Source organism: Chitinophaga sp. LS1 (assembly GCF_034274695.1).
Taxonomy (GTDB): domain Bacteria; phylum Bacteroidota; class Bacteroidia; order Chitinophagales; family Chitinophagaceae; genus Chitinophaga.
Genome location: NZ_CP128362.1, coordinates 1,831,355 through 1,851,578 on the forward strand (window position 1 = coordinate 1,831,355; position 20,224 = coordinate 1,851,578).

Annotated in this window: 20 protein-coding genes and 1 riboswitch; of the genes, 12 read left to right on the forward strand and 8 right to left on the reverse strand. The window is 45.1% G+C overall.

Annotated elements, in window-relative coordinates; all coding sequences use genetic code 11:
• Positions 1–149 precede the first annotated feature (149 nt).
• Genes QQL36_RS07515 through QQL36_RS07535 form a run of 5 tightly spaced genes read right to left on the reverse strand, consistent with a single transcriptional unit; the run spans position 150 to position 7,114 of the window.
• Positions 150–3,329 carry an efflux RND transporter permease subunit gene (locus QQL36_RS07515; protein ID WP_321569430.1) on the reverse strand — a complete coding sequence of 1,060 codons (3,180 nt, stop codon included), beginning with the start codon at positions 3,327–3,329 and terminating at the stop codon, positions 150–152.
• A gap of 30 nt (positions 3,330–3,359) precedes the next feature.
• Positions 3,360–4,433, reverse strand: coding sequence for an efflux RND transporter periplasmic adaptor subunit (locus tag QQL36_RS07520; protein WP_321569431.1), 1,074 nt, complete (start codon positions 4,431–4,433; stop codon positions 3,360–3,362).
• Between the two features lie 37 nt (positions 4,434–4,470).
• The gene (locus QQL36_RS07525; RefSeq protein WP_321569432.1) at positions 4,471–5,826 is read right to left on the reverse strand and encodes a TolC family protein; all 1,356 of its coding nucleotides are present in this window, start codon (positions 5,824–5,826) and stop codon (positions 4,471–4,473) included.
• Between the two features lie 42 nt (positions 5,827–5,868).
• Positions 5,869–6,501, reverse strand: coding sequence for a TetR/AcrR family transcriptional regulator (locus QQL36_RS07530; protein WP_321569433.1), 633 nt, complete (start codon positions 6,499–6,501; stop codon positions 5,869–5,871).
• A gap of 10 nt (positions 6,502–6,511) precedes the next feature.
• Positions 6,512–7,114 carry a TetR/AcrR family transcriptional regulator gene (locus QQL36_RS07535; RefSeq protein ID WP_321569434.1) on the reverse strand — a complete coding sequence of 201 codons (603 nt, stop codon included), beginning with the start codon at positions 7,112–7,114 and terminating at the stop codon, positions 6,512–6,514.
• 299 nt (positions 7,115–7,413) lie between these two features.
• Between QQL36_RS07535 and QQL36_RS07540 the strand changes: the two genes are divergently transcribed.
• Positions 7,414–7,926, forward strand: a complete 513-nt coding sequence (locus QQL36_RS07540; protein ID WP_083721995.1) for a hypothetical protein — start codon at positions 7,414–7,416, stop codon at positions 7,924–7,926.
• A 151-nt stretch (positions 7,927–8,077) separates the two neighbouring features.
• Here QQL36_RS07540 and QQL36_RS07545 read toward each other — a convergent pair whose 3' ends face one another.
• Positions 8,078–9,337, reverse strand: coding sequence for a pyridoxal phosphate-dependent aminotransferase (locus tag QQL36_RS07545; protein ID WP_083721994.1), 1,260 nt, complete (start codon positions 9,335–9,337; stop codon positions 8,078–8,080).
• 390 nt (positions 9,338–9,727) lie between these two features.
• Here QQL36_RS07545 and dnaN point away from each other — a divergent pair, with 390 nt between their 5' ends.
• The 3 genes from dnaN to QQL36_RS07560 all read left to right on the forward strand — a co-directional run bounded on the left by dnaN (position 9,728) and on the right by QQL36_RS07560 (position 12,160).
• Positions 9,728–10,846: a DNA polymerase III subunit beta gene (dnaN, locus tag QQL36_RS07550; RefSeq protein ID WP_083721993.1), complete on the forward strand. Its 1,119-nt coding sequence runs from the start codon at positions 9,728–9,730 to the stop codon at positions 10,844–10,846.
• Positions 10,847–11,088: 242 nt separating this feature from the next.
• Positions 11,089–11,895, forward strand: coding sequence for a sterol desaturase family protein (locus tag QQL36_RS07555; protein ID WP_321569435.1), 807 nt, complete (start codon positions 11,089–11,091; stop codon positions 11,893–11,895).
• A gap of 4 nt (positions 11,896–11,899) precedes the next feature.
• Positions 11,900–12,160, forward strand: coding sequence for a hypothetical protein (locus tag QQL36_RS07560; RefSeq protein ID WP_083721991.1), 261 nt, complete (start codon positions 11,900–11,902; stop codon positions 12,158–12,160).
• Between the two features lie 26 nt (positions 12,161–12,186).
• Here the strand turns inward: QQL36_RS07560 and QQL36_RS07565 are convergent, their stop codons facing one another.
• On the reverse strand, positions 12,187–12,702 hold the full coding sequence (locus QQL36_RS07565; protein WP_321569436.1) for a lipocalin family protein: 516 nt from the start codon (positions 12,700–12,702) through the stop codon (positions 12,187–12,189).
• Positions 12,703–12,738: 36 nt separating this feature from the next.
• A riboswitch (TPP riboswitch) is annotated at positions 12,739–12,846 on the forward strand.
• Positions 12,847–12,932: 86 nt separating this feature from the next.
• Here QQL36_RS07565 and thiS point away from each other — a divergent pair.
• The 6 genes from thiS to thiH all read left to right on the forward strand — a co-directional run bounded on the left by thiS (position 12,933) and on the right by thiH (position 18,039).
• Positions 12,933–13,136, forward strand: a complete 204-nt coding sequence (gene thiS / locus QQL36_RS07570; protein WP_083721989.1) for a sulfur carrier protein ThiS — start codon at positions 12,933–12,935, stop codon at positions 13,134–13,136.
• Positions 13,137–13,218: 82 nt separating this feature from the next.
• Positions 13,219–14,820, forward strand: a complete 1,602-nt coding sequence (gene thiC / locus QQL36_RS07575) for a phosphomethylpyrimidine synthase ThiC (RefSeq protein WP_321569437.1) — start codon at positions 13,219–13,221, stop codon at positions 14,818–14,820.
• Positions 14,821–14,935: 115 nt separating this feature from the next.
• Entirely contained in the window at positions 14,936–15,553 is a 618-nt protein-coding gene (locus QQL36_RS07580; protein WP_083721987.1) for a thiamine phosphate synthase, read from the forward strand.
• Complete coding sequence (locus tag QQL36_RS07585; RefSeq protein ID WP_083721986.1) at positions 15,550–16,182, forward strand: thiamine phosphate synthase; 633 nt, start codon at positions 15,550–15,552, stop codon at positions 16,180–16,182. The genes QQL36_RS07580 and QQL36_RS07585 overlap by 4 nt, the downstream gene beginning before the upstream one ends.
• Positions 16,160–16,927 (forward strand): thiazole synthase, encoded by a 768-nt coding sequence (locus QQL36_RS07590; RefSeq protein WP_083721985.1) that lies wholly within the window; start codon positions 16,160–16,162, stop codon positions 16,925–16,927. Before QQL36_RS07585 ends, QQL36_RS07590 begins: the two co-directional genes overlap by 23 nt.
• Positions 16,928–16,929: 2 nt before the next feature.
• Complete coding sequence (gene thiH / locus QQL36_RS07595) at positions 16,930–18,039, forward strand: 2-iminoacetate synthase ThiH (protein WP_321569438.1); 1,110 nt, start codon at positions 16,930–16,932, stop codon at positions 18,037–18,039.
• 277 nt (positions 18,040–18,316) lie between these two features.
• Here the strand turns inward: thiH and QQL36_RS07600 are convergent, their stop codons facing one another.
• The gene (locus QQL36_RS07600; protein ID WP_321569439.1) at positions 18,317–18,778 is read right to left on the reverse strand and encodes a PA2169 family four-helix-bundle protein; all 462 of its coding nucleotides are present in this window, start codon (positions 18,776–18,778) and stop codon (positions 18,317–18,319) included.
• Positions 18,779–19,094: 316 nt separating this feature from the next.
• On the opposite strand from QQL36_RS07600, the gene QQL36_RS07605 reads away from it, so the two are divergent.
• Both QQL36_RS07605 and QQL36_RS07610 read left to right on the forward strand, forming a co-directional pair.
• Positions 19,095–19,247, forward strand: a complete 153-nt coding sequence (locus QQL36_RS07605) for a lmo0937 family membrane protein (RefSeq protein WP_143708779.1) — start codon at positions 19,095–19,097, stop codon at positions 19,245–19,247.
• A 268-nt stretch (positions 19,248–19,515) separates the two neighbouring features.
• Complete coding sequence (locus QQL36_RS07610) at positions 19,516–20,220, forward strand: ferritin-like domain-containing protein (protein WP_321569440.1); 705 nt, start codon at positions 19,516–19,518, stop codon at positions 20,218–20,220.
• The last annotated feature ends 4 nt before the right edge of the window (positions 20,221–20,224 follow it).

Here is a 20,224-nt window from a genome sequence, read left to right on the forward strand (position 1 = left end):
TCAACAAGCCTCCGCGAAAAAATCGCTTTCGCCAAAGGTAAGAGCATTTTTGGGGTTCAAACAAAAAGGCCGGAGTAAGATTACTCCGGCCACTTCTTAAACCTACAACTGTTACACTGTGTTTGTAACGTATCTTAAGTATCTTTTTTCTAATTCAATGAAGCCTCCTCAATCTCTGCTGCATAAGGCGCCACCAGTCTTTGTCTGATCAGTCGCTTTGCAGAAGGCTTATTCCATCCAAACCTGTCCATAAAACCATCCACAATCTTGTACACCACCGGTACTACAATCAATGTCAGGAACATAGAACTGATCAGACCACCAATGATCACCCACGCCAAACCATTCTTCGTTGCAGATACACCACCCGTTGCCAACGCAATCGGCAACATACCAATCACCATCGCAATCGTCGTCATCAGGATCGGACGCAGACGCGCATTGTTCGCATGAATCAGCGCCTCATTCGTAGACTGACCCTGCTCTTTCATCTGGTTCGTAAAGTCCACAAGGATAATCGCGTTCTTCGCCACCAGACCAATCAACATAATCATACCCAGGATGGTAAAAATGTTCAGCGTATTATTCGTCAGCGCCAGTGCCAGCAAGGCACCAATAATCGCCAGCGGAATAGAGAACAACACCACGAAAGGATAAATATAGTTGTCATACAGCGCCACCATGATCAGGTATACCATCACAATAGAGATCAGCAATGCTGCACCCATCGTACCAAATGAATCTCCCTGATTCTCCGCATCACCCGCCCACAGGTAACTTACACCCACCGGCTTGCGCAGTGGCTCAATCTTTTTGGCAAATTCTGCCTGCACCGTACCAGATGGCACACCAATCACCTGAGATTTTACAGATACAGATGTATTCTTATCCCTTCTTTCCAGCTGACTTGGACCAGAACCTTCAGAAACGGTAGCGAACTGTGATAATTTGACCAGCTGTCCTTTGTTATTTACAAACTGAATATTTGATACATCCGTCAGATTCTTTCTATCAAAATCATCAAAGCGGATATTGATATCATACTCATAATCCCCTTGTCTGAACTTAATCTTACTATCATCAGCAGTACCACTAAAAGCGGTCTGCATAGTACCCCCCACATTCTCCAGTGTCAATCCCAGCGCAGACATCTTATCACGATCCACCGCTACGTTGATTTCCGGGTTACCTTCTTCTACAGAGAGCTTTACATCACTGGTACCATCTATTTTCTTCAACACTGCCATCGCCTCTTTTGCAAACACCATGGCACTATCCAGTTCGGAACCCATTACCACCAGTTCAATCGGTGCGGATTCCGCAGTACCCAGGATGCTCACATCCATGGTTTTTACTTTTACACCTGGCAGTATCTTACGTAACTCAACTTTCATTTGCGCCGCATAGATATCTGCACTTACCGCGCGCTCTTTAGCATCTACCATCATCACCGTGATCTCTGATTTATAGGCGGTAGACTGCGAAGTACCAAAACCATCCTCACTCGTCTGACCTACTGTCGTAATCAAACGGGTTACTTCTTTCTGTTTGGAGAGTAAAGCTTCCGCCTTGCGGGTAGCCTGATTACTCTGTTCTACAGATGCATCTTTTGGCATCTCTAACACTACGATAAACTGTCCGCGGTCACCTTTCGGGATAAATTCACCTCCGATATAACCATTCACTACCAGGCTGAAAGAAGCTACCAGCAATACAATCGCTGCCAGAATTGTCCAGCGCTTATGGTTCAGCGCCCATTTCAATATACCTGTCATCCACTCTGTAAAGGATGTCAGCTGACGCTCAAACCACAGAATGAATTTCTCAAACCAGTTCTTACCTGTGATATGTTCCAGCTTACCAAAGCGGGAAGATAACAGCGGCACGATCATGAAAGAAGACAATAAACTCAACATGGTAGAGATCATCACCACCACACAGAACTGACGCACAATCTGCGATACCATTTCATTCGTCAGAGAGATCGGCAGGAATACAACCACGATTACCAGGGTAATGGATGTGACGGTAAACCCGATTTCTTTCACCCCGTCAAAAGCCGCTCTTACCCTGTTTTTACCCATCTCCATGTGACGGTAAATATTCTCCAACACCACGATCGCATCATCCACCAGGATACCTACTACCAGCGATAAACCCAGCAGTGACATCAGGTTCAGAGAGAACCCCATCAGCTTCATTCCAATGAAGGTCGCTACCAATGATGCAGGGATAGAGATCATTACGAAGATCGCACTACGAATGCTGTGCAGGAACAACAGCATCACTGCAGCCACCAGCAGGATCGCGATCATCAGGTCATGAATCACTGAGTCAGCAGATTCCAGGGTAAAGTCGGAAGAGTCATTCGCAATAAAGATCTTCAGGTGGAAAGAAGCATAATCACGTTCGATTTCAGCAATTGCTTTCTTCATTTCCTCACTCACAGTTACGGCATTTGCATCGGACTGTTTCTGTACCATCAGCGCTATCGCACTTGAACCATCCACACGCGCAATACGCTCTACATCTTTCTGCGCATCCTGTACATCTGCAATATCTTTCAGTCTCACCTGTGTACCATCATCATTCGTAGTGAGTACCAGGTTACGCAGCTGATCTACATCTTTATATTTACCAGCCAGACGGATCAGGATCTGCTGATCGAGTGTCTTTACCTTACCGGTAGGGAAGTCAAGGTTCGCATTCGTTACTACAGAACGTACTGTATTGATAGACATTTTATAAGCTTCCAGCTTATGAGGGTCTACATTGATCTGTATCTCTCTTTCCTGGCCACCAACCAGTGAAACCTGGGCCACACCACCCAGACGGGACAGCAAGGGCTGGATCTTCTTATCTACCAGGTCATAGAACTGCTTACTATCCATATCAGCGGTAGCAGACAACGTCATGATGGGTAAGTCATCGAGAGAGAACTTAGACAGCGAAGGCGTTTTTGCATCAGAAGGCAGATCAGACAACACCGCATTCACCTTTCTCTGCGCATCCTGCAGTGCAATGTCTACATTCGCATCATTACTTAACTGTACCGTTACAGTAGATAAACTCTCGTTGGATTTGGAAATGATCTTTTTGATCTTCTCCATAGAAGCCACCGCATCCTCAATCTTCTTGGTGATAGTGCTTTCCACCTCTTTAGGCGAAGCACCGGGATATACGGTAGCAATAGTTACCACCGGTTGACTAAACTTAGGCAACAACTCGTAGTTGAGTGACTGATAACTCATCACCCCCAACAAAGTAAGGATGGTGAATACCACGACTACGATAGTAGGCCGCTTGATGGATATTTCTGTAATCTTCATTGTTTTCTTTTTTTACCCGGAATGTCCTGATTATCCTTTCGCCTGTTGTTGCACAGTAACCTTAGCTCCATCTGTCAGGTTGATCTGACCGGCGGTGATCACCGTTTCACCTTCATTCAGTCCTTCCCTTATTTCTACTCTGTCACCGAAAATGCGGCCTGCTACTACTTTACGCAGCTTAGCGGTATTGTTTTCGAATACATATACCTGGTTACTGTTTACACCACCTACAAAAGAGGTGCGTGGAACCAGGATCATAGGCGCAGCATTTTTGATATCGAAATGAGCGGTACCAAACATACCGGCACGCAGTTGCTTGCCGCTGATGTTAGTTACTTCCATTTCTACAGGGTAGTTCAGGGTATTATCACCTTTGGCAGCAATGAAAGTGATTTTACCTTCATAGCTTACTTCAGGGAATACGTTAGTCGTTACATTTACTTTATCGCCTTCTTTCAGGGTTACTACCTGTATTTCCGGTACGGATACAGCGAGTTTCAAACGGCTTACATCCACGATGTCGAACAGTTTGTTGCCAGGAGAGAGGTACGCACCCTGTTCTACATATTTCTTATTGATGATACCGGATATCGGTGCTTTGATATAAGTATCGCTCACACGACGGGTAGCAGCGGTGTAGCGGGTTTGTGCCAGTTCATACTGAAGGGTGGCATCGTCCACTTGTTTCTTTGTCACACCACCAGTTTTAAAGGCAGCTTCATATCTTTCTTTATCTACACGCAGTTGTTCAAGATTTACTTTGGCTGATTGCAGATCAGTACCCAGGATCTCACCATCTACATAGGCGATCACCTGACCTTGTTTTACTACGCTACCTTCGTCTACCAGCAGTTTGGTAATACGGCCGGAAGTCTCCGCCAGGTAATCCAGTTCACGTATTGGTTCAAAGTTTCCGTTTGCGAGGAAACCCTGTGAAAAATCTTCTTTACTCACCTTTTCAGTCAGAACTGGTATCTCACCGGCGTTGCTCTTTTTTACAAATTCAGTTTTGGCTTCGTTGGCTTTTTTATTGGCACCTAGTTTCCACATGATCAATACCACAGCGGCGATGGTCACTAAGCTCCAGATAATAATTTTTTTCATAAAGGTCCAGTATACAGTTTTAAAGAAGGTAATTTTGTTAGTTCAACAGGGATTTAAGATTCCCGTTGGATTTTATAATGTCCAGTTCAGCCAGTTTATATTGCAACAATGCTTCGTTGTAATTATTCTGTGCTTCTGTGAGCGAAGTTTCTGAATCCAGCAGGTCTGTCAGGCTGGCCAGTCCCAGGTTGTAGTTGTTCTGGGTGGAGGTATACACCTCATTGGCCAGTTCTACGTTTTCCTTTTGTGCATGAATGGTGCTCAGGTTGTTCTGGGCCTGCAGCTTGGCATTTTCAAACTGTGTGTTCAGTGCCAGTGCTGTTTCTTCTTTCTGCTTGCTCAGTTCTTTCAGTGTCACATTTGCCTGGCTTACTCTTGAGCGACGTGCAAAACCGTCGAAGATAGGCACCTTCAGTGTCAGGCTTACAGAAGCCATATCGTACCAGCTGGAAGTAGAGCCCCCTGATTTGGATTTAAGAAAATCGAACTTATCGCTGATACCATTGTAAGAGTAGTTACCACCCAGCTGCAGCGTAGGGTAGAACTGCGCGATGTACGCTTTCTTCTGATAGGTTTGCAGTTCTTCCTGCTTGCTCAGCAGTTTATATTCAATCCTGTTGTCCAGTGCCACGCCTCCGAAATCGGCTGCATTCGCTGTTTTGCTTTCGATCTCCTTGAAAGAGGTAGCCGGCAGTTCCAGCGCTGTACTCATGGACATACCCATTTGCATTTTCAGCTGATTGGCCTGGATCAGGAATTGGTTTTGCGCATTGATGCGCTGTGTTTTATAGTTTGTAAGGTTTACACGCATTCTGTCCAGGTCTATTTTGCGGGCAAGGCCATTTTCAACCTGTGTAGCAGTAGTGTTTACCAGTTTTTGCAGTTTGTCAATATTTGCATCCAGTACAGTGGTTTTTTCACGGCTTACCAGTGCTGCATAGTAAAGACTGGTTACGTTGTAGATCACAGTCTCTTCACTCTGCGCGGTCTGCATACGATAGTATTCTTCACCTGCTTTTGCGGCTTTGAGACCGGTAAATACAGACTGGTTGTATACTTCCTGAGTTACAGAGCCGGAAGCTGTGAGGTTGTGCGTCACACCTGCGGTCAGCAGTACGGTTTTGCCTGGTTCCCCGACAAATTCACCGGGAATAGGTAATACCTGTTTCTTGATATTGTTTGTATAGCTTCCGTTGGCATTGACTTGCGGCAGTGCCTGACCTCTTACTTCACTGGTCTTGAACCTCCCCATATCTTCTTCAAGCCTGGTGCGGGCCAGGGCCTGATTGTTGGCGAGGGCATATTTCAGGCAGTCCTGTAAAGTCAATGCGGATTGTGCATAGGAAGCCCTGATCCCCGCCAGGAGGACAAGTGTAAACATGATCTTTTTCATCCGTATGTTTCTTTGAATTACTTTTTAGTTGCGGATTCGGTTTTAATGAGCGATGCCGGTTGTAGATTCTTCGTGTATATGTAAATATTGTGCTGCCAGTTTTCTTCCTTCAAGGGTAGCTACTCCCAGAATAAAATGTTTCGTTAGTTGTTCCATTACTTCATGCATGTCGAACTGCATGACCGGGTACTGTTCAGGATCGAATACGGTTTCGAGTTGTAGTTGCCTCATACGGCTGATGATGTTCATATTCAGATCGCTTCTGTACACCCCTTCTTCAATGCCACGCTGTAAATTCTCATTAATACTGTGCAGTACACAATCCTTCTTAAATTCTTCGATTCGCTTCCAGATAGCCGGATGGTATTTCTGTATTTCGTACAGCATGACGGGGTTGATTGTTTTGCCCATCATCTCCATATATTCCAGCTCTTTGATCAGCTCTTCAATGGCATTGGCGGAGTTTTGGCGAAAGTCCTGGAAATGCTCGATATGACTGTCAAGTACGAATTTCATGCCTTCCAGCACCAGGTCTTCCTTGTCTTCAAAATGCTCGTATACCGTCTTTTTGGATACGCCGCATTCTTTTGAAATGTCAAACATCGTTACGCCCTTGATGCCGTACAACCGGAACATCCTCAGCGCTGTCTCCAGTATCCTTTCTTTTACGCCCATGTTAACCTCGTTACTTTATGCCTTTAACAAAAATCTCGGTAAGTAACCGCTGTTTATCTATTACCTTTTCTACTTCTTCTGGCTCTATTTCCAATTTAGGATTGAAGCAATCCAATGCCGAAAAGCGCAATCCTTCTATAGCCTGACTATATAAGGCGGCCATTTCGCTGGTATTTTTGATCTTAAAGTCACCTGCTGCCACACCTTTTTCCATCACCCGGGTCATCATGGCCAGTTCTCTTTCCTTCATGATCGTCATGGCACGGATGGTCTCTGCACTATTATCATTCAGGATCTTGAACATTTCCAGGCGGCAGTACCTGAGTACAAACTGTCGTTTTATTTCGAGGAGGTTCATAAGTATGCTGGCCGCAGGCAGATCTTTATCTGCTTCTGCTTCCTGCTCTGCTCGAAAGAGCTCTCCGATCCTTTCGAGCACGGCAAAGTGCAGACTCTTTTTGTCGGAAAAATAATAATATAAGGAAGCCTTTGAACAATGCAGATCGTCCGCAATCTCATTCATGGTAGTCTTGGAAGCAGTGTAGTTAGAGAATCTCTTTAACGCTGCATCCACGATCTTATCCCGCATTTCGTCCTTGGTTTCTGCGATCATTAACTTTTTGACTTTTTTAGTTTCGAAGTCAAAAGTAGAAAAGTTTAATCAAATAGAGAAGAAATGACGTCATTTAACAATTGATTAACTTTTCGAACTAAAAAGTCAAAAAGTTAGAATAGGTCGATTTAAGTGTATTTCAATGAGTTATAAGTATCATTATATATAATTGGTCGGGAACGAGTGTTTACCAATAGAATTTCAGGTTTAGCCGACACATTTCGACTATACATCTCAAAAAATGAAATTTATGCGCTATAGGCATTCCTTTTGCCTTTATATCAGCAAATACAATCTATATGAAAAAGTTTATTTTCCTTTTTGTAGCAGTGATCGGATTCACTGTAGCCACTCAAGCCCAGGTAAATGTTTCTGTCAATATTGGCGCACAGCCAGCATGGGGTCCTACCGGTTATGACCACGTAGATTATTATTATCTGCCAGATATTGATTGTTATTATGACGTAACAAACAAGGTATATGTATATCCTAATGGCAATAGCTGGGTAAGAGCGAAACAACTGCCTGCTAAGTACCGTAACGTTGACTTGTACAATGCGCACAAGGTAGTGATCAATGGTGAAAAAAGACCTTATCAGAATGCTACCAAATACCGTCAGGAATATGGTGGATACAAGGGTAAACATGATCAGAGTCCTATCCGTGACAGCAAGGAAGAAAAATATTACGAAAGCAAGGGTCATCCTCAGCACTCACAGTGGCAGAAGGATCATCAGAACAACGGTAAGAAAGGTAACAACAGAAACAACAGAGACAACAGAGACGATCGTCAGGGTCCTGACCGTCACTAATTATTCGAAGGAAGGTCTTTTATCCCCCCTCAAAAAAAATAGCTTCCGCCAGTGGCGGAAGCTATTTTTTTATAAAAAGAAAGGCCGTCCCACTGAGTGCAGGACGGCCTTCTATATTGTAATGCTTGCCATACAAATATCTTCTGACAGCTTAGCTCAGTTTTTCGAGCGCCGCTTTCAGAGTAGCCAGCATAGCTGGGATTTCTTCTTTTACGCAGGTACCTACGCTCAGGCGATACCATGGAGATTGCTTGCTTGCACCGAATGCATAGAAAGGAACAAGACCCAGTTTCGCTTCGTTCAGCAGGTAAGAAGTTACAGCTGCCTGGTCTTCCAGTACGGTACCATCAGCAGTTTTCTTGCCTTTCAGATCGATTTTCAGGGTCAGGTAGATAGCAGCCTGAGGAGCAATTGCTTCTACAGAGTGACCTGCTTTTTTCAGTGCATCGAAACCTTCATAGATCTTTTCGAGTCTTTCTTCAACTTCAGCTTTGAAGCTTTTCAGGTAAGTGTTTACTTCTCCTTTACGACGCAGGTAGCGGGCAGCAGCATGTTGTTCTGCCATAGGGCTCCATGCACCTACGTGAGACAGGATGGCTTTCATCTTGCCTATTACATGTGCAGGACCCAGCGCCCAACCAACTCTAACACCGGTAGCGGCAAAAGCCTTACTCATACCATCGATGAAGATAGTGTAATCTCTCAGTTCAGGACGCAGACCAACAGGGGTGTGGTGGTGAGTCTGACCGAAAGTGAGCACCCAGTACATCTGATCGAACAGTACATACAATGGTTTCTCGTCAGCGCCACGGCTCTTGTTTTCAGCAATTACCAGGTCGCAGATCTCTTCCAGCTGTTGCTTGCCAAAAGCAGTACCGGTTGGGTTCTGCGGAGAGCAGAGCGCCAGCAGGGTAGCACCTTTCAGCAGCGGTTTCAGCTCAGCTGCAGTCGGCATGAAGTCGTTTTCTGGTTTAGTTTCCAGCACTACGTGTTCAGCCTCCAGGAAGTGGGTATAATGGTTGTTGTTCCAGGATGGAGTAGCATAAACTACCTTCTCACCCCGGTCCAGGATTGTTCTGAAAGTGGCATAAATGATAGGACGACCTCCACATGAAATCACGATCTCTTTGGTCGGATCATAGGTCAGCTGCTCATGTTCGGCAATGAACTCGCTTACCGCCTTTCTCAGTTCCAGGATACCATCTGCTGGTGGGTAGTTGGTTAATCCTTCCTTGTAGGCAGCAATGATCTCTTGCTCAAACTCAGCCGGAATAGGGAATACTTTGGGGTCAAAATCCCCAATCGTAAAATTGTAGATTTTCTCACCCTTGGCCTGCTTCTCCTTTATCTCACCGGCCAGCTTAATAATTTCAGACCCGATCAACGTTTCGGCTAAATGAGACAGTTTCATAACCCAAAAGATTTTTTAGTGTTTAATAGATTTTTTGCGCCCGCAAAGCTAACGGATATGCAACTCATTTAAAACAAATGGCGGATTTTTTTACAACATTCCAAATTTTAACGTTTATTTTTAAATTAATTCAATAAATACGCCTTTTTATGAAATATTATCTAACATAACATTTTGTTATAATGTAGCTTAGTTTATAGGAGAGTACACATTGACATAGGTCTTTTCCACATACCCATGCAGGTTTCATGTGGAAAAAAGCTATAGAATGCCTGATTCTAACGCTGTTCGTAGATTGACAATTCTTTCTATCTTTGTTTGCTCAGGTTGTATAACCTCACCGCCTTTACAGCGGGAATTCCTTAGTAAGTATAATAACAACATATCAACATGAAGTTTATCGTTTCTTCCTCTACTTTGTTAAAACAATTACAGCAGATCAGCGGGGTTATCAACTCCAACACGGTATTGCCTATATTGGAGGATTTCCTTTTCATCATTGACAGGAACGAACTAACAGTAGTGGCTACAGACCTGGAGACTGTTATGAAAGTGAAGCTGGAGGTAGAAGCCAAGGAAGCCGGCCGCATCTGTATTCCGGCCAAAATCCTGATGGACTCCCTGAAAAATCTGCCTGATCAGCCACTGACTTTCAACATCGACCTGAACTCCTACGCGGTTGAAATCACATCCGACAACGGTAAGTACAAGGTGATGGGTGAAAATCCGGAAAACTTCCCGAAAGAACCGGCAGCAGATGATACCACTTCCTTTACAGTAACCTCTACCGCACTGGTAACAGCGATCAACAAGACCCTGTTTGCCGTAAGTAACGATGACCTGCGCCCGGCAATGACAGGCGTGTTCTTCGAACTCACGCCAACCAGCCTCACTTTTGTAGCGACCGATGCGCACCGCCTGGTGAAATATGTTAGAACTGGTCTGGTATGCCCTAAAACAGAGACTTTCATCGTGCCTAAGAAGCCGTTGAACCTGCTGAAATCAGCCCTGCCTGACAATGATAGCGAAATCAAGATTGCTTATAGCCAGAATCACTTCTTTGTAACACACGATGGTGCACAAATGATCTGTCGTCTGATCGATGCCCGTTTCCCTGATTACAAGGTGGTAATTCCAAAGGATAATCCTTATCGCCTTACCCTGGTAAAGAGCGATTTCCAGAACGCCCTGAAACGTGTTAGCGTATTTGCAAACAAGAGCACCAACCAGGTAGCCCTGAGCATTACTGGTAGCGAACTGCAACTCTCTGCACAGGACGTGGATTTCTCTTTCGAAGGTAATGAGCGTATGAACTGCTCCTACACCGGCGATGATATGCAGATTGCATTCAATGCAAAATTCCTCATCGAAATGCTGAATGCTGCAGAAGGTGATGAAATTACAATCGAACTGTCTACACCAACCAAAGCAGGTATCCTGAAACCTTCTGAAAAAGAAGAGAATGAGGATCTGCTGATGCTGGTAATGCCGCTGATGCTGAATAATTAAAAAATCATTTTATTTCATTCCTGCTGGCGACCGCCAGCAGGAATGAAATACCCGCAAAAAAGTCACTTCCGCCTTCGGCAGAAGTGACTTTTTTGCTTGATGAATAATTTTCTTTTAATACATAACCCAATCACCCACATAAGCCTGCCTAATTTATTGTCCCACAGCCACTTTCAGCCTTTTTATTCCCCAAATTTTCCGTAATTTAATACATCCATTGTCCCATAAATAAATTCCCGTATATGGAATCGTTCTTCAATAACATTCCTTCTTACTATCGCACCGCAATACTCGTTGGTGGCCTGGTTCTCCTTTGGGTCTTCGAAGGCGCCTTCCCCAGATTGTATTTCAAATCGAACCGCTACCGCCACGCCGGCACAAACCTCTTCTTCACCCTTACCACTGCCGTCGTAAACTTCGCCCTCGCCTTCCTCATCGTAAAAGCATGCACATTTACGGCCAATAACCATTTTGGCCTTCTTTACCTTGTACCGCTACCTAACTGGCTCCATGCCATGCTCGCCATCCTTATGATGGACCTGATCGGGGCCTACCTCGTTCACCTGATCCAGCACAAAATAGCCTGGATGTGGCACTTCCATAAGATCCACCACATCGACACCGCTGTAGATGCCACCACCGCCCTCCGGCACCACCCCATAGAAAGCATCTTCCGCGTCATCGCTCTCTTCGTCGCTGTCATCACCATGGGTATCCCCATCTGGATGGTATTCCTGTACCAAACCATCTCTGCATTCATGTCCCAGTTCAACCATGCTAATATCCACCTCCCTAAATGGCTGGATAATGCCCTGAGCTGGATCATCGTATCGCCAGACATGCATAAGGTACACCACAGCCATTTCCAACCGGAAACGGACACTAATTACGCTAATATTTTTTCAATTTGGGACCGCCTCTTTGGCACATTTAAGAAGGTAAATGATACCACTTCTCTGAAGTATGGCCTGGATGAATACCAGGACGAAAGGTATCAGCAGATAGGGGCACTACTCAAAGCACCATTTGACAAACCTTTAAATCAATAAATATATGCAACAGCACACCACTTCGTCCACGTCCACTAAAGTTGCCTGCTACATTTCCCTGTTCGCAGGCGTGTCTTCCGCTGTGTATGCATTCGTGGCAAGAAACCCTGAAACAGGTCTTGTCTTTGCTATTGCAGCCATCATCATGGGTGGACTCTCAGATATAAAAGCCCGTAAGAATATTGATGATATGCAGGTCGCTACCGCCGGTATATTCATGGCCGTTGTTGCCCTCGCTGTTACCTTATGGCAAATGTATAGCTGATTCACTCCGGAGGGAGAGGCGTGAACTTACTTACGTGACTTCACTTTTTTCCCTCCAGTTTCTTTCCTGTATTTTTCCAGGTATCCCTCTGCGGCCTTCACAGGAAACAATACCAGTGAAGTATCCGTAAGGTCTCTGATAATTACAGTATCTATGGTTCTTGTACTATCCGATGATTTCACTCCTTCTGCATGATTCCACAGTAACAATGTATCATGTTGTAACTCCCATTTTTCATACACCAGCGAGTACATATTGATCGCAATCGCTTTCCTGTTTTTCTTCAATTCCATACCCTGCCACTCATTGTCCTTTCCCGTTACAGGCTGCAACCACTTCCCAATCAGCTTTACCGTGTCGATTACGATGGTATCAGCGGATACGGTCACAGTTGAGTCTTCTACAACCGAAGGCACTGTATCCATTGCAGGCGCATATACCGGGGTATCTACAACAGCCTCCTCTTTCTCAGGCTTACGCGAGTGATGACAGGCAAATGAAAAGATGGTGATAAAACTCACCAGCAGCAAGCTATTTTTCATACGCTCAAAGATATGGACTTTTTCCCCTACCTTTATGCTTCACTTTAGGGGTGTTTTCCAGGCCACCATACCCGGAAAGCTGAGATGAGACCCTCAGTACCTGACGCAGCTCATACTGCCGTAGGGAAAAGTACTTGATACAGCTTCTTTTGCTGTAGATATAAGTAACCTGAATCCTCACATCTTCTACCATCCTTAAAGTTTATTGTTTCACCTTAATTCATGTATTCATGGAAGTGACTGTAAACAATAAACTTTATGCGGTGCAGCAGGGAATAACCATCGCTGCACTCTTACAGTTTATTCAACTACCATCCGACAAAGGACTGGCCGTGGCTATCAACAGGGAGGTGATCCCTAAACCCGCATGGCCGCAACACATCTTGCAAACCGCAGATAGTATTACCATCATCCGCGCTACACAGGGAGGTTAATTTTTTCATTTAATTATTTGTGCACTGCAGGGCATCCCCTCGCAGCAGGACTTCTCATTTCTTCACCCATCTTATTTGTTGTATGAAAATCGAAAACATTTCACGCAATCCACTACCCGCATCCAGGAAAATCTACATTAACGGCGTTGCTATGAGAGAGATAACGCTAACACCTACCCGACTGTATGGTAGTAAAGGAGAAACCACTCCTAATGAACCACTCATTGTATACGATACCAGTGGCCCTTACACCGATCCGGCTATTGAGATTGATGTACGCAAAGGTCTGCCAAAACTGCGCGCCGCATGGGCGCCGCAAAAAAACGCCACACAGCTGCACTATGCCCGCAAAGGGATCATCACGCCCGAAATGGAATACATCGCTATCCGCGAAAATCAAGGTGCCGCACAACAACATATCACACCTGAATTCATCAGACAGGAAGTTGCCGCAGGCAGAGCTATTATCCCTGCCAATATCAATCATACAGAGTGCGAACCAATGATTATTGGCCGTAATTTTTTGGTGAAGATCAATGCCAATATCGGTAACTCCGCCGTCACTTCCAGCATTGAAGAAGAAGTGGGAAAAGCAGTGTGGGCCTGCCGCTGGGGCGCCGATACCATCATGGATCTCAGCACCGGCAAAAACATTCATGAAACACGTGAATGGATCCTGCGCAACTCACCTGTACCTATCGGCACTGTACCCATTTATCAGGCATTGGAAAAAGTAAATGGTAAAGCTGAAGACCTTACCTGGGAGATATATCGTGATACCATTATCGAACAGGCAGAACAGGGCGTAGACTATTTCACCATCCATGCCGGCGTACTACTCCGCTACATCCCACTCACCGCCAATCGTATGACGGGCATCGTTTCCCGCGGGGGCTCTATCATGGCCAAATGGTGCCTGGCACACCACCAGGAAAACTTCCTCTACACCCACTTCGAAGAGATCTGCGAAATCATGAAAATCTATGACGTCTCTTTCTCATTAGGTGATGGCTTACGTCCCGGTAGTATTGCAGATGCCAACGATGCCGCGCAGTTCGCTGAACTGGAAACCCTGGGCGAACTCACTAAAATCGCCTGGAAACACGATGTACAGGTCATGATCGAAGGCCCCGGCCATGTACCCATGCACCTGATCAAAGAGAACATGGATAAGCAGCTGGAACATTGTCACGAAGCACCTTTCTATACACTTGGCCCATTGACCACTGATATCGCTCCCGGTTATGATCATATCACTTCTGCCATCGGCGCGGCCATGATCGGTTGGTTTGGTACGGCTATGCTCTGTTACGTCACGCCTAAGGAACACCTGGGCCTACCCAACAAAGAAGATGTACGACAAGGTGTAATTACCTATAAGATCGCCGCACATGCTGCCGATCTGGCCAAAGGTCATCCGGGAGCACAACACAGGGACAATGCACTCAGCAAAGCCCGCTTTGAATTCCGCTGGGAAGATCAGTTTAATCTTGCGCTTGACCCTGACACAGCCCGTTCTTATCATGACGAAACCCTGCCTGCAGAAGGGGCCAAGGTGGCTCACTTCTGTTCTATGTGCGGACCACACTTCTGCTCTATGAAAATATCGCAGGAAATAAGGGAAGCCGGCATGGCAGAGAAATCAACAGAATTCCGCGAACAAGGCAGCACTATTTATTCATAGAAGGAGCTGGCCACAAGCCACTCCCGCTCCTCACCGGAACACTATTTATTCATAATCTGACTGTTATACAATCGCGGTACAGTTTTGGGATCATTTTTAATCAAACTCCAATACTTTGATACAGATCATCACACATACTGGCAAGATCAATCACGAACCTACACGCTGGTTACAATTGTTGCAGGCAGGCGCTGATAGTATACTGGTACGTAAACCAGGCTGGCAGGAGGCTGATTACGAGATGTTGTTGCTCGAAGCTAATCCATCCTGCTACCCTCACCTCATCATAGCTGATCATCCTGATTTATGTGAGCGCTATGGTCTGTTAGGGATACATTTTGGGGAGGCCATCAGGGGATCTGTCTCGCAGGAAAAACTGCTTAGATTCCAGCAGTTGGGTTGCATACTCAGCACCAGTATCCATAGTGTGATGACCCTACCGGTAGTGAGTAATATCTGGAACCAGGTGCTCCTAAGCCCGGTGTTTGATAGTATTTCCAAAACTGGATATAAAGCCGCGTTTGACACCAACTTCCGGTTGGACAAAGATGGTTATGCAGGCAATGTACTAGCGTTGGGGGGCATTAATCAGCATACTGCTGACAAAGCCCGCCATATGCTATTTGATGGCATTGCCCTGCATGGCGCCATCTGGCAACATCCGGCACATGCAGTACGGAACTTTATCAGTATCCGGGATGCATGGTCAGGTAATCCATTCAGCTCATCATGATTTCTATTCAGTACATTTCACAGCAGACTGACAACTATTCACATCTTGACAATATCCGCATGGCTTGCGAAGCAGGCTGTAAATGGATACAATTGCGCATGAAGCATGCGAACGTTCCTACTATTACAGCAACAGCCGCGCTGGCGAAAGAAGTGTGTGATGCACATAATGCAACACTTATTATCAATGATCATCCTGACATTGCAGCATTAGTGGGTGCACACGGCACACACGTGGGGAAAGAAGATATGACGGTCGCCGCCGCACGTCGGATAGTTGGCCCACATAAGATAGTGGGTGGCACAGCCAATACCCTTGAAGACATCATGCGGCATATAGCAGATGGCGCCGATTATGTAGGCGTGGGACCTTATCGTTTTACGAAGACAAAGCAAAACCTGAGTCCGATTTTAGGACTGGAAGGTATTCGCAGTATCCTGTCTCAATTGTCGGTTCGCATACCAGTTATCGCCATTGGCGGTATTGAGCTGGAAGATGTTCCTGACCTGTTCAGTACAGGTATTCAGGGTATTGCTGTGAGCGGCCTTATTACACACGCGCCCGATAAGCGACAGTTATTATCTACACTTTATCAAACCATCACACATGCAGGCATTGAAAATAGCTGATCATACATTTACTTCCCGGTTGTTTACAGGCACGGGAAAGTTTGCTTCTCTACAATTAATGGAACAGGCACTGTTGGCAGCTGCTACACAATTGGTGACAGTGGCGCTTAAGAGAGTGGATATCCATGATGCAGGTGATGATATGCTTCGCCATTTGCAGGCTTTTAAGTTAATGCCTAACACCTCTGGTGTGCGTACGGCCCATGAAGCAGTATATGCTGCACAACTGGCCCGCGAAGCACTGGAAACAAACTGGGTCAAATTAGAAATACATCCTGATCCACGATACCTGATGCCGGATCCTATTGAGACATTAAAAGCCGCAGAAGAACTGGTAAAACTGGGGTTTGTGGTTTTGCCCTATGTGCATGCAGATCCAGTATTATGTAAGCGGTTAGAGCAGGTGGGGGTCGCGGCAGTCATGCCTTTAGGTGCTCCTATTGGTAGTAACAAAGGCTTACGCACGGCAGATTTCCTTGAAATCATCATTGAGCAGAGCAATATACCTGTTGTAGTTGATGCAGGTATTGGCAGTCCGTCCGATGCTGCGAAGGCAATGGAAATGGGTGCTGATGCCGTACTGGTCAATACTGCCATTGCAGTGGCAAAAAACCCGGTAGCAATGGCGCAGGCATTTGCAACGGCAGTCGTGGCGGGCAGACAGGCATATGAAGCTGGATTGGCCCCCCTGTATAAACAGGCGGTAGCTTCCAGCCCTCTTATTGGATTCTTAGATGAAGTATAAGTATGGCAGATTTTAAATCACTCTTTTCCCAATATGATTGGGAGCAGGTCAAAGCAGGCATCTATGCAAAAACAGCTGTAGATGTAGAACAGGCTTTGCATAGCAGCCGACGTACTATTGAAGATTTCAAAGCATTGATATCACCAGCGGCTACCCCTTATCTCGCAGATATGGCGGCTTTAAGTCAGCAGCTCACCAGGCAGCGGTTTGGCAATACGATGCAATTGTATATTCCGCTTTATCTGAGCAATGAGTGTCAGAACATCTGTACATATTGCGGGTTTAGCCTTGACAATAAGATTGCCCGCAAAACGCTGAACAGGAGAGAGGTGCTGTCAGAAGTAAAGGCAATTAAAGATATGGGATACGACCATGTATTACTGGTAACAGGCGAAGCGCAGCAAACAGTAGGGCTTGCCTATTTCAGGGAAATGCTTGAGCTGATCAGGCCTCACTTTGCCAATATCTCTATGGAAGTACAACCTATGGATCAGTCAGATTATGAAGCGCTGATTCCACTGGGCTTGCATAGTGTATTGGTCTACCAGGAAACTTACCATGAAGCAGATTATAAATTGCATCATCCCAAAGGACGGAAATCTAATTTCAACTATCGGCTTGATACACCAGATCGCCTGGGCAAAGCGGGTATTCACAAAATAGGATTGGGGGTATTAATTGGTTTGGAAGATTGGCGTACAGATAGTTTCTTCACTGCTTTGCATTTGCAATATTTAGAAAAAACTTATTGGCAAACCCGGTACAGTCTTTCATTTCCACGTCTACGCCCTTGTGCCGGCGGCCTGATGCCAAAGGCGGTCATGAATGACAGGGAACTGGTACAGTTGATCTGCGCTTATCGCTTATTATCATCAGAGGTAGAGTTAAGTCTTTCCACACGCGAGTCTCCGCGATTCAGAGATCATGTAATTCAATTGGGTATTACTACGATGAGTGCGGGGTCGCGTACAAACCCGGGAGGGTATACGATAGATGCAGATTCATTGGAACAATTTGAGATTTCGGATGAACGAAGCCCTTTTGAAATTGCTGCTATGCTGCAGGCAAATGGCTATGAGGCAGTTTGGAAAGATTGGGATAAAGCTTTTTAGAAACGCAATTCTAAGGCCATCGCAGGTGTTGCCCTCTGGCGCGAAACTGCTTCTGCCAAAGGCGGAAGTAGTTTCGCGCCAGAGGCTCTTTAATACAACAGTCCCGCCAGCTGACGGGACTGTTATTTTTACCTAAATCCATTACTGAAATTTGTTACTTATAAATATAAGTAGCCGCTTAATCTTTGAATTCAAATGTAAGTTGCCCATAATGAACAATAGCATTATGCGTCATTTTGAACAAAAAGAACAGCCAGACTTATAATGAACAACATGTTCAGTGCACAACTTTTTCCAGATCCCGATACGTTCTTACAGTATCATGTGCACTCTTCAGCGCTCTGCGCTGATTCGCCACCAAATCCCGGATGCTGTATGGCATGGAGATACTAGACCCCAACACATCCTCATAAGTCCGCTGCGTGGCATCTTCCCCATACTCACATGCAGACAGGATTGAATGCCTGTCATGCCCTGAAAAAGTAGCTTTCACATCCATCCAGGTTCTGTACAGCTTACCATAAATAGTAGTATTGTATGTAGGTTCTGCGCCACCATCCTGCAATATATTATTCAGTTGATCTATATATGTAATACTTTCTTCTTTCATTCTCTGGAACAGTGCTTTCAGATCGGCATCATCCGTCTGATCAATGGCTTTATGATATCCCTCTACTCTGTCATTATTGATCCGGATCAGATCATTCAGGGCTTCTATCAATTTCTCGTTCAATTGCATGATGGTAGTTTTAAAATGAATGAAGATTGTTGTGTTCTTTAATTTCAAAAATGTGACCAGCCTTTTCAGATACCATGGTTTATTACCTGGCCCGCAATGAATATACTTACTGCCGACGGAAAGCACTTATCAGTAGCGTACATTTTACCTCCCTCCGGGGAATATGTTCTACAAAGCCTTTTGGCCGCAAACGCAGTATGTATAGGGATTCCGGGGTGCTAAAACGGTTTACATCGCTATCAGAAGCACTTCTCAAAGCAGAGTTGCTTAACTGGCATAAATTTTCTATTCCTTAAGATAACCAAATCTTTTTGATATGAACGGCTTACTTTATTTAATCGCGATTATTCTGATCATCGGATGGGTTTTGGGCGTGTTTGTTTACTCCGCAGGTAGTTTGATTCACACTTTGCTGGTATTAGCAATTATTGCTATCCTCGTAAATATAATACGCGGTAGAGCTGTTTAAAACAGACTACCTCAGAATTAGAAATTTCATGTTGCAGCCGACTGTAAGAAGGTAATCCTTCTTGAGTCGGCTGTAACATGTTATATATATTCAATTCGTCTAAAAACAGCATCGGTAATGGTTTTTCAGAAAAATAAAACCAGATGGAAATCATGCTCGTATATCTTATCGTTACACTTGTGAAGAATTACCCAAAAATCGACCATGTTAAGTTGTAGCTAGTCATGTAATGTTTGTTTCATTCTCTAATTTTTAAAACTCCTTTATTATGTTCACACGGAAAACCCACTCCGTAACCAGTAATGGTAACGAGGATGGCTTTGCCATGCCTAATGTACATCGCCGTACATTTCTCAAATATGCAGGTATGAGTGCTGCTATACTCTCTGCAGGCTCTGTATTAAGTAGTTGTAGTGATGATGATACTAATGATGGTACTGGTGTTAGCCTCGGTAGTGGGGATGTCGCCGTATTGAATTATGCATTCGCACTCGAACAGCTGGAAGCAGCATTTTATACACAGGTAATACTTACACCGTATAGCGGCATCAGCGACTCAGAAATGACACTGCTGACCGATATCCGCAATCACGAAATTGCACACCGTGAATTCTTCCGTAAAGCACTCAGTACAGGGGCTATCCAGGATTTACAGGTCGATTTCAGCACCATCGATTTTACCAGCAGAGATAAAGTACTTGCAGCAGCACAAACGTTCGAAGACCTGGGTGTAGCAGCATACAATGGCGCCGGTAAATACATTACTACGCCTGCTTACCTGGCACTGGCCGGAAAAATTGTATCTGTAGAAGCGCGTCATGCGGCTTATATCCGCGATCTGGTAAGTAATGGCACCTTCTCTTCCAATGCTGATAGTAATGGTCTGGATGGGGCTAAAACACCTACTGATGTATTCGCCGCCGCCAGTGTATATATCAAAACCCAGATCAATACCAACACACTTCCAAAATAACTTT

What these genes read in the sequence shown, in the direction of transcription:
- QQL36_RS07515 (WP_321569430.1), bottom strand. Translation starts at nt 3,329, where the DNA reads ATGAAGATTACAGAAATATCCATCAAGCGGCCTACTATCGTAGTCGTG.
- QQL36_RS07520 (WP_321569431.1), bottom strand. Translation starts at nt 4,433, where the DNA reads ATGAAAAAAATTATTATCTGGAGCTTAGTGACCATCGCCGCTGTGGTA.
- QQL36_RS07525 (WP_321569432.1), bottom strand. Translation starts at nt 5,826, where the DNA reads ATGAAAAAGATCATGTTTACACTTGTCCTCCTGGCGGGGATCAGGGCT.
- QQL36_RS07530 (WP_321569433.1), bottom strand. Translation starts at nt 6,501, where the DNA reads ATGGGCGTAAAAGAAAGGATACTGGAGACAGCGCTGAGGATGTTCCGG.
- QQL36_RS07535 (WP_321569434.1), bottom strand. Translation starts at nt 7,114, where the DNA reads ATGATCGCAGAAACCAAGGACGAAATGCGGGATAAGATCGTGGATGCA.
- QQL36_RS07540 (WP_083721995.1), top strand. Translation starts at nt 7,414, where the DNA reads ATGAAAAAGTTTATTTTCCTTTTTGTAGCAGTGATCGGATTCACTGTA.
- QQL36_RS07545 (WP_083721994.1), bottom strand. Translation starts at nt 9,337, where the DNA reads ATGAAACTGTCTCATTTAGCCGAAACGTTGATCGGGTCTGAAATTATT.
- dnaN (WP_083721993.1), top strand. Translation starts at nt 9,728, where the DNA reads ATGAAGTTTATCGTTTCTTCCTCTACTTTGTTAAAACAATTACAGCAG.
- QQL36_RS07555 (WP_321569435.1), top strand. Translation starts at nt 11,089, where the DNA reads ATGGAATCGTTCTTCAATAACATTCCTTCTTACTATCGCACCGCAATA.
- QQL36_RS07560 (WP_083721991.1), top strand. Translation starts at nt 11,900, where the DNA reads ATGCAACAGCACACCACTTCGTCCACGTCCACTAAAGTTGCCTGCTAC.
- QQL36_RS07565 (WP_321569436.1), bottom strand. Translation starts at nt 12,702, where the DNA reads ATGAAAAATAGCTTGCTGCTGGTGAGTTTTATCACCATCTTTTCATTT.
- thiS (WP_083721989.1), top strand. Translation starts at nt 12,933, where the DNA reads ATGGAAGTGACTGTAAACAATAAACTTTATGCGGTGCAGCAGGGAATA.
- thiC (WP_321569437.1), top strand. Translation starts at nt 13,219, where the DNA reads ATGAAAATCGAAAACATTTCACGCAATCCACTACCCGCATCCAGGAAA.
- QQL36_RS07585 (WP_083721986.1), top strand. Translation starts at nt 15,550, where the DNA reads ATGATTTCTATTCAGTACATTTCACAGCAGACTGACAACTATTCACAT.
- QQL36_RS07590 (WP_083721985.1), top strand. Translation starts at nt 16,160, where the DNA reads ATGCAGGCATTGAAAATAGCTGATCATACATTTACTTCCCGGTTGTTT.
- thiH (WP_321569438.1), top strand. Translation starts at nt 16,930, where the DNA reads ATGGCAGATTTTAAATCACTCTTTTCCCAATATGATTGGGAGCAGGTC.
- QQL36_RS07600 (WP_321569439.1), bottom strand. Translation starts at nt 18,778, where the DNA reads ATGCAATTGAACGAGAAATTGATAGAAGCCCTGAATGATCTGATCCGG.
- QQL36_RS07605 (WP_143708779.1), top strand. Translation starts at nt 19,095, where the DNA reads ATGAACGGCTTACTTTATTTAATCGCGATTATTCTGATCATCGGATGG.
- QQL36_RS07610 (WP_321569440.1), top strand. Translation starts at nt 19,516, where the DNA reads ATGTTCACACGGAAAACCCACTCCGTAACCAGTAATGGTAACGAGGAT.